The sequence below is a fragment of the Mycobacterium sp. genome (assembly GCF_032162105.1).
Lineage (GTDB): Bacteria > Actinomycetota > Actinomycetes > Mycobacteriales > Mycobacteriaceae > Mycobacterium.
The window spans coordinates 25,273-32,156 of sequence record NZ_JAVRPS010000404.1; the positions used below are offsets into that span (position 1 = coordinate 25,273).

General features: G+C 63.6%; 6 protein-coding genes and 2 pseudogenes. 4 read left to right on the forward strand and 4 right to left on the reverse strand.

Annotation, left to right across the window (positions count from 1 at the left end):
- Nucleotides 1-10 precede the first annotated feature (10 nt).
- The 3 genes from QOC69_RS20765 to QOC69_RS20775 all read right to left on the reverse strand — a co-directional run bounded on the left by QOC69_RS20765 (nucleotide 11) and on the right by QOC69_RS20775 (nucleotide 2,971).
- Entirely contained in the window at nucleotides 11-1,414 is a 1,404-nt protein-coding gene (locus tag QOC69_RS20765) for a phenylacetate--CoA ligase family protein (protein ID WP_526443060.1), read from the reverse strand.
- A gap of 511 nt (nucleotides 1,415-1,925) precedes the next feature.
- The gene (locus tag QOC69_RS20770) at nucleotides 1,926-2,267 is read right to left on the reverse strand and encodes a hypothetical protein (RefSeq protein WP_526443062.1); all 342 of its coding nucleotides are present in this window, start codon (nucleotides 2,265-2,267) and stop codon (nucleotides 1,926-1,928) included.
- Nucleotides 2,268-2,728: 461 nt separating this feature from the next.
- Nucleotides 2,729-2,971 carry a hypothetical protein gene (locus tag QOC69_RS20775; RefSeq protein WP_526443064.1) on the reverse strand — a complete coding sequence of 81 codons (243 nt, stop codon included), beginning with the start codon at nucleotides 2,969-2,971 and terminating at the stop codon, nucleotides 2,729-2,731.
- A gap of 769 nt (nucleotides 2,972-3,740) precedes the next feature.
- Here QOC69_RS20775 and QOC69_RS20780 point away from each other — a divergent pair.
- From QOC69_RS20780 to QOC69_RS20790, 3 genes are read left to right on the forward strand one after another with little or no spacing between them, the layout of a single operon-like run.
- Entirely contained in the window at nucleotides 3,741-4,895 is a 1,155-nt protein-coding gene (locus tag QOC69_RS20780) for a helix-turn-helix transcriptional regulator (RefSeq protein ID WP_526443066.1), read from the forward strand.
- A complete protein-coding gene (locus tag QOC69_RS20785) occupies nucleotides 4,892-5,101 on the forward strand; it encodes a hypothetical protein (RefSeq protein ID WP_526443068.1) in 210 nt (69 codons plus the stop codon). The genes QOC69_RS20780 and QOC69_RS20785 overlap by 4 nt, the downstream gene beginning before the upstream one ends.
- A gap of 59 nt (nucleotides 5,102-5,160) precedes the next feature.
- On the forward strand, nucleotides 5,161-5,970 hold the full coding sequence (locus QOC69_RS20790; protein WP_526443070.1) for a helix-turn-helix transcriptional regulator: 810 nt from the start codon (nucleotides 5,161-5,163) through the stop codon (nucleotides 5,968-5,970).
- Between the two features lie 125 nt (nucleotides 5,971-6,095).
- Here QOC69_RS20790 and QOC69_RS20795 read toward each other — a convergent pair.
- Nucleotides 6,096-6,425, reverse strand: a pseudogene (locus QOC69_RS20795) (IS256 family transposase); the annotation flags it as partial.
- Nucleotides 6,426-6,676: 251 nt separating this feature from the next.
- On the opposite strand from QOC69_RS20795, the pseudogene QOC69_RS20800 reads away from it, so the two are divergent.
- A pseudogene (locus QOC69_RS20800) lies at nucleotides 6,677-6,884 on the forward strand (hypothetical protein); the annotation flags it as partial.

Consider the following 6,884-nt stretch of genomic DNA (forward strand, 5'->3'; position numbering starts at 1 on the left):
AAGACTTCCGTTAACCACTGATTCCGTGCTGGTAGAGGACCGGCACCTTGCCCCGCTGCGTGCGCGCGAACTGATCGATGCCCGCCCGTTGCACCTCGAAATCCAGGCACCGCGGGCTCACGATCACCTCGTGGAGTTCATGGGCATCGCGCAGGGCCGTTCGGACCGCGTCCGCCGTGATCCCGTCCGGGGTGGCCGGCGACAGGAGCAGGCGCACCCGATAGCGGTGGCCCTCCCACAGGACCTGGAATTGGCAGTCAGTCGGCCGGGACACGCCCAGCGTCCCCAGCGCTGCCATGAGGTGGTCACTGGAGAACGTGATCGTGTCGACCGTCATTGAGTTCGGCATGCGGCCGAGGAGCATGACCGATCGGGCGGCGCTGCCGCAGCCGCAGGCGCCGGTCAGCAGCTGGCCCCGATCGCCGAGCCGATAGCGCAAGAGCGCCATCCCCGACGTCGTCAGGGGCGTGACGACGAGCTCGCCAGGCGTTCCGGGAGGCACCGGCCTGCCGGCCTCGTCGACGACCTCCAGCACGTTGGCGTCTTCGTGGAGGTGGTGCACCGCGCCCGTCTGGTGGCGGCACTGGTAGCCCAGAGGACCGGTCTCGGACGTCGAATAGGCCAGCGACCGCACGGCGAGGTCCGGTGCGGCCGAGCGCACCGTGCGCTCCCGCTCGGCTCCCAGCGATTCGCCGATGAACAGGAAGTTCCGCAGTGGCAGCGGCTGCCCGTCTCGGGCTCCCGCCAACAGCTCGGCTCCGTACGCCGGTGACGCCACCAACGTATCGATCCCGTGCGCTTCGATGATTGCTGCGGCATCGGCGGGCGAGGTGTACTCGCCTATTGCAAAGGAAAGCGCCGGCAGGGACCGCGTGATGTCGTGGACGAACAGGAACGCTCCGTTCAAGTCCCCGGGGAACAGGCAATTGGCCACCCGGTTCGGCGGTGTCTCCAAGGCCGCGCGGACCCCGCGCACGCCCAGATGTCCAACTCGGTCGGTGAAATCCCATGAGTGATAGAGGACTTTCGGCCGACTGGCGGTCCCGCTCGATCGCAGCACGAGCCCGGGGCTCTGGTCGAAGAGGAGGTCAGCCGAATGCGGTGGACAACCCGCGGCCAGATCCGCGGCTGAGAGAAGAGGCAGCGCCGCAAGATCGTCGACCGTGTCAACGGCCTCGAGCCCGGGGAAGCGCCGCCACACGTTGGTGGACTGGCTCGCGGCTGTCAGGGTGGCCCGCAGATTGTGCTGTTGTGCGACGTCGATCTCGTCGCGGGAAAGCGAGTCGAGGTTGTCGGCGAGGCGGATACCTGCCACGTCGCGGAACCTTGGCTCGCTCGCGCGATCGCCGGCCGCCGCGGCCACCTTCGCCCGAAGTTCCGGGGTCAGGACCGTGTTGGGTGCGTACGTGGTCATGACTCAAATGGTCGTGAATAAGCCGTGCTTGCGTAATCGCTGGCGATACCAGATTCCACCTGCCGATGGGGAAGGTTTTCCTACCCGCAGGGTAAGCACCGGGCTCGTTCGATGCGCTGTGCAGGCCTCATAACTGGCCTCGCGCGCGGCTACCTCGGCGATCGGCGCGGACGGCGCTGCGCTGATGCTTGACAGTTACTTCGGTTGATGACCCTTGACGGTCCTGCTCCAGGACATGCTTGACACTGGTTGATCAAGCCATGTTAGACGGAGTGCGAATCTGGTTGTTGGTCACAGCTTTTGGCGTGGGACCGGCCGAGGTCAGAGCCGGTGGCGACTTCGTCGTCCCGACCCGTCGGCTCGCGAGTTCGTTCAGGCGATCTCGGTGCGGACCTGGCGCACGCCATCATCGCCCAGCTTCGGGAACGACGGTAGGCCGCAGCGCAACATGCGTCCTTAGCGACACGGTGCGACGCGCGGGCCAAGACGTGTGCTCATCGCGGATCGAGCGTCAGATCCAGCCTCGCCGCCGCCGCAACGGGAAGCCGTGGCGCCGGAGTGCCGTGGCGACGGTTGTATGGGAGACGTCGTATCGAGCGCCGAGCCACGCGAGTGAGCTGCCAGCGGCATAGAGTGCGGCAGCTTCACTGACCTGTTCGTCATTCAGGCCCTGTCGGCGGATTGCGACGCCTTGTTCGCGGAGCACGTTGGCCACACGGGTCTTGGAGATACCGTAGCGATCGCCGATCCGCTGGGTGGTCTCGCCAGCTTGGTAGCGATGCACAAGATCGGTGATGTCTTGCGGATTCAGGAAGCGTTTCGAGCGAGGTTTCGGGCCGTTCTGGCGCAACAAGGGTGCACGGGAGCGTGATTCGTTGATCCGTTTGCACAGTTCAGCGTACTTTTTGCAGAGGTCACCTCTGTTCGAGTAAGTTCCTATTGCCTCCACCGTTAGCTCCACTCGTTTGACTAGGCGATTTGCGAACTTCGTCGCTCGACCTGACCCAACGAACATCGCTTTTGACGACAGTTCTCATTCGAACGGCGACACCACACTCGAACAGCAGGCGGTTGACGACAGTTATCCGTGATGTGAGGCGCGTCTCTTGACGCTGGCGACCGCGTGGGGGAGTGCGAGTACGGGGCACCGGCCGATGGATAACAGGGATTGTCCATGATCTCTGGGGACCTGTGGGCTTCCGTTCCCAGTTGGCTGCTGGTTAGTGCGCAGTGCACGGCGCCCTTAGGGCCTGGGATTAAGGTTTACGTCACCGCGTACTTCCCGGTGCCATACGGCACAACGCGGTTCAAGTCTCAATCGACGGATTTCCGCTGGGTATCTCCGTCGGCCAGATGGCTGGAGTACACCGCGAGAATTGCGTCCTTCTGCGCCTGGGTGCGCCGCGGTTCGGCCCGCATCGCTGCGGTGACTGCGTCGACGTCGCGGCCGGGCTTGGCGGGCTCGGCGTCTGGACGCGCCAGCGCCGTGAGGTCTTCCAGAGGCAGCGACAGCGCTTCGGCCATCGCTGCGAGCACATGCAACGACGGCTCATGCATGCCGCGCGACCTGGCTGAGGTACGCATTCGATACTTGCGACATTCGGGCCAGTTCGCGAAGGGACAATCGCGAAAGTTCGCGCTGGGCAAGGATATAGGGGTCAACCGTCGCCTTTGGCGCGACGCTCGAGGTATGGCAACCCGGTGACGTCGGTGATGTCGAGGTGCAGGATATCGAAGACTGCTCGCTCAATCCGTGCAACCGCGTCCTGTAGGGCAAGCATGGTCCCCTAATCCGGAACTTCCCTTATCGTATGAGCACCAGGTGGGGTGAGACCGGACTCAGGCGTTACCCGATGTCGCAAAGTACCTGTCTAGGAACAGTAATCGTCGCTTTGCCGGCAACCCGGCGTATTCGACTCCGCCGTACTCGTTCTGTAGGCGCTGCCGTCAGGACTAGGTCGTGACCCTAAGCTAATTGACGTAGTGCGACCAGGGCTGAGCCGCCGCTGTACGTGGTACTGCCTGCAGGTGTGGCTGTAGCCCAATAGGTCGGCCACAACGGGAGGAGATATCTCGGCCACGAGGTTCTGCAGCGAGGAGCTTCTGCGCCGAGCACGCTGATGCTGCGATTGTGCAGTCTCATCTGCATGCACGGCGGCACCGTGACGGTTCGAGCGCTGGATCTGCAACGTGACAAATTTGACGCTGGCGTGATTGCCGACTCTTTGCCAATCCACTGTGAGCTGGCTAACACTCCGCTATACAGTGGTCCACTGGTATCAGCGCACTGTCGGTTGACCAGACTCTTCAGCAGACAGGAGTGGTGATGACTGCGCTGATGCCGGTAGTTCCCGACCTACAGGATGTGACTGTGGTCGAGCGGGCCGAGGCACTCGTGGTGGCCGCCGCCGACCATTTGCGGTTGCCGGCCGCCAACCTGCCGAAGGCCGCGCTAGGTTGCCGGTTGGACGAGTTGAGCCAGCTCCTAGAGCAGCGGACTGCGTTATCAGCAGAGTCGACCGACGACTCGACGGAAACCGCCGAACTTTTGATCTCGATCCTGAGGGTGCGGTGTGGGCTGCTCGATCATGATCTGTCTCGACGGGTGAGATACCTGTCGGAGATCCGTAACGCCCTCGGGGATCTACGGGGCCTGTCTCCACGCGAGATGATCTACGCCGCCCCGGTACTGCTGAGCCGTGAGTTTGGTTTTGCCCGGACCATGATTTCCACCGTTCGGGGTTCGGTGTGGCGGCCGCAACACCTGTTTATCGAAGACGAGAGAGCCGATCCCTACTCGCGACCCTTCCTCGAATACGTCCGCGGCGCCCATATCCAACTGGCGGACGCTCCGCTGGAGGCGGAACTCATCCGCAAGCGGTGTGGAGCCGTGGTGCCGTCGCCCAAGGACGACAAACGCACGTTCAAGGAGTTCGTCGATGTATCAGGGTGTCGCGGCTATATCGCTGCCCCGATCACCGTGCAGGGCAGGGCAATTGGAATGTTGCATGCGGACCGCCCCGAACATGACGGCGTGGTGACGACCGACCATCTCCACCAGTTGGAGGCCTTTGCCGAGTGCCTGGCGGTGGCCTTCGAGAGTGCGGTGCTCGAGGAGAAGGCCGTCCGACAACGCGTTGAGGTCGAAAAGCTTTGCGGCAACGTCGACGAACTGCTGAGGCGATCAGCCCGATCGGCACTGTGGTCGTTGCCAGGCGCCACGCCGTCGCAACGACACGATAGTCATGACCGGCGGGATCAGCCTGCTGTGCCCGCGTTGACCGCCCGCGAACGCGAGATCATGTCGTACGTGGCGACGGGCGCCACCAACGGCCAGATCGCCCGATGCCTGGTGATCTCAGAAGGGACGGTGAAGTCCCATCTGAAGCACATCGCCAGAAAGCTCCATACGTCGAGCAGGGCAGCGGCGGTCGCGGTCTATGCCGGCATCGCTACCGCTGGTTCTGGAGAGTCGCGATGAACACCGGCGCAATGTTGACAAGGCTCAACGAACTCGACGAACAGCTGTGTGGTGCCCTCGGCTTCTCGCGGTCAGGTGATGCGACGACCCTGGACGAGGCCATCACGATGTGCGCCGCTACCACCGATCGATTGCTGGCAGGCGAAGACGGCATCCGGGGCGATGCCGTGCCACCGCTAGGGCACAGCCCTCTGACTAATTCCTGAAGGCGCAGATCGAAGCGCGCATGGTGAGAGACGGTCACGCCGGCAACATCGTGCGGTCATTGACCGAGGGCATCCGTCGAATGAAGAAGGCCGGCTCGCTGCAAGGGCTCGGCCGCCAAGCCTGTACCGAATTGTGTGACGCGCTCGGCTTCGACAAGGCATTGCTGTCATTCGTCGAAGACAACGGATTCATCGTCGAAGAATCCGGCCATGGCATTGCTGGCCCCACGGTGATCTGGCGTCGTGGATGCACGGCCGAACAGCACTGTATTCGCTTGCGCGACACCATCCGCACAAATGAGGACGACCTGCCCGAGGCGCCCGACTACCGCGACCTACTCGGCTCCGAGCACTATCTGGTCGCCCCGGTCATCGCCGAATCGCCAGTGGTCGCACTCCTTCATGTCAGTCGCCGCAGCGAAGGCGGCCTATCTGCCCGCGACATCGATGTGCTCGATACTTTCGCAGCTGCCTATTCGTTGCTGCATGAGCGAATGCTGAACACCGAACGCGTGCAACAACAGCGCACCTCGATTGCCCGCGCGGGGGCGGGGCTGACGGAGGAAGCCGACCACATCGCCGCAGCCGCGATCAGCCTTGATGTCGAATACGACAACCGCGTTGAGCCTCCGACCATCGCGCCGGATTCCGCGTTGGCGGTCGCACTGTCGGACCGGGTACGTCAAGTGTTCGAAAGGCTGGTGCTTGGAGCCTCCAACGCCGAGATAGCCGACGAACTTGTCATCACCGTCGAAACGGTCAACACCCACATGAAGAGAATCCTTCGCAAGATCGGCGCCATCAACCGGTCGGAGGCGATCGCCCTTTATACGGAGGCGCGATCCGGGTCTTTCCGGCACAGCGGGTGACTTTGAGCGGCAATCCTTTTCACGCCTGGGCGTGGCGGCCGGTCGACGGCTTCGACCTGACGGACATCACCAATCATCGCCACATCGCCGATGGGAAGGCGCAGCCGACGCTGCCGGTGGCGTTCGACCGGGTACCAGCGGGTGGTCAGCCCGGCGAGCATCTTCTCTATCGCCATCTTGCCCAGGATCTCCGTGGACGTGAACAGCTCGTACGACGGAACCGACAACTCCCTGGAGCCGTCGGCGGCGCGTACCCGAGGCCGGGTGACCGCTACCCGGCGCCCACCGAGGGTGACCGAGCCGCGCTCACGGCCGTCGCGCACCGCGGTCCGGGCCTCATCATGCCTGCACTTCGGGCCAGCCAACGCGGTCACGTGGGCGTCCGTCAACGCCTGCATCACCTGCAGGCCCGCAGCCACGGCCAGGGCCAGCAAGCCCGACCTTGACCAGCCGCTGCAGGGTTTGTTATGGTCTGACCAATCGAAATATTAACAACAGGGCAGGAATGTTGACGGCCCTTGGAAACTGCGCGACGGACGACAATGGAGGCGACGGGCGGGGATCGAGCCTGCGACCAACCGCTTAGAAGGCGGCTGCCCTATGCGCTGAGCTACGGAGGCAACGTCCGTCGTCTATCGACGCCCGCCCATAATCAGTGCTGGCAGTATCCGTCAGCGGACCAGCGTGGTTGTCGCCGTCGGGTTCGATGGGAGGGGTTGGCGATGACAATTTGGCTGCTGGGGAGGCCGTCGTGACCGACGCACCGGATGCGGCCGGGTTGCCGACTGAGTTGGGGGCGCTGGATTACCTACTGCACCGCGGAGAGGCCCATCCGCGCACCCGATCGGGGATCATGGCGGTGGAGATCCTGGATAAGGCCCCCGGCTGGGACAGGTTCGTCGATACCTTCGACA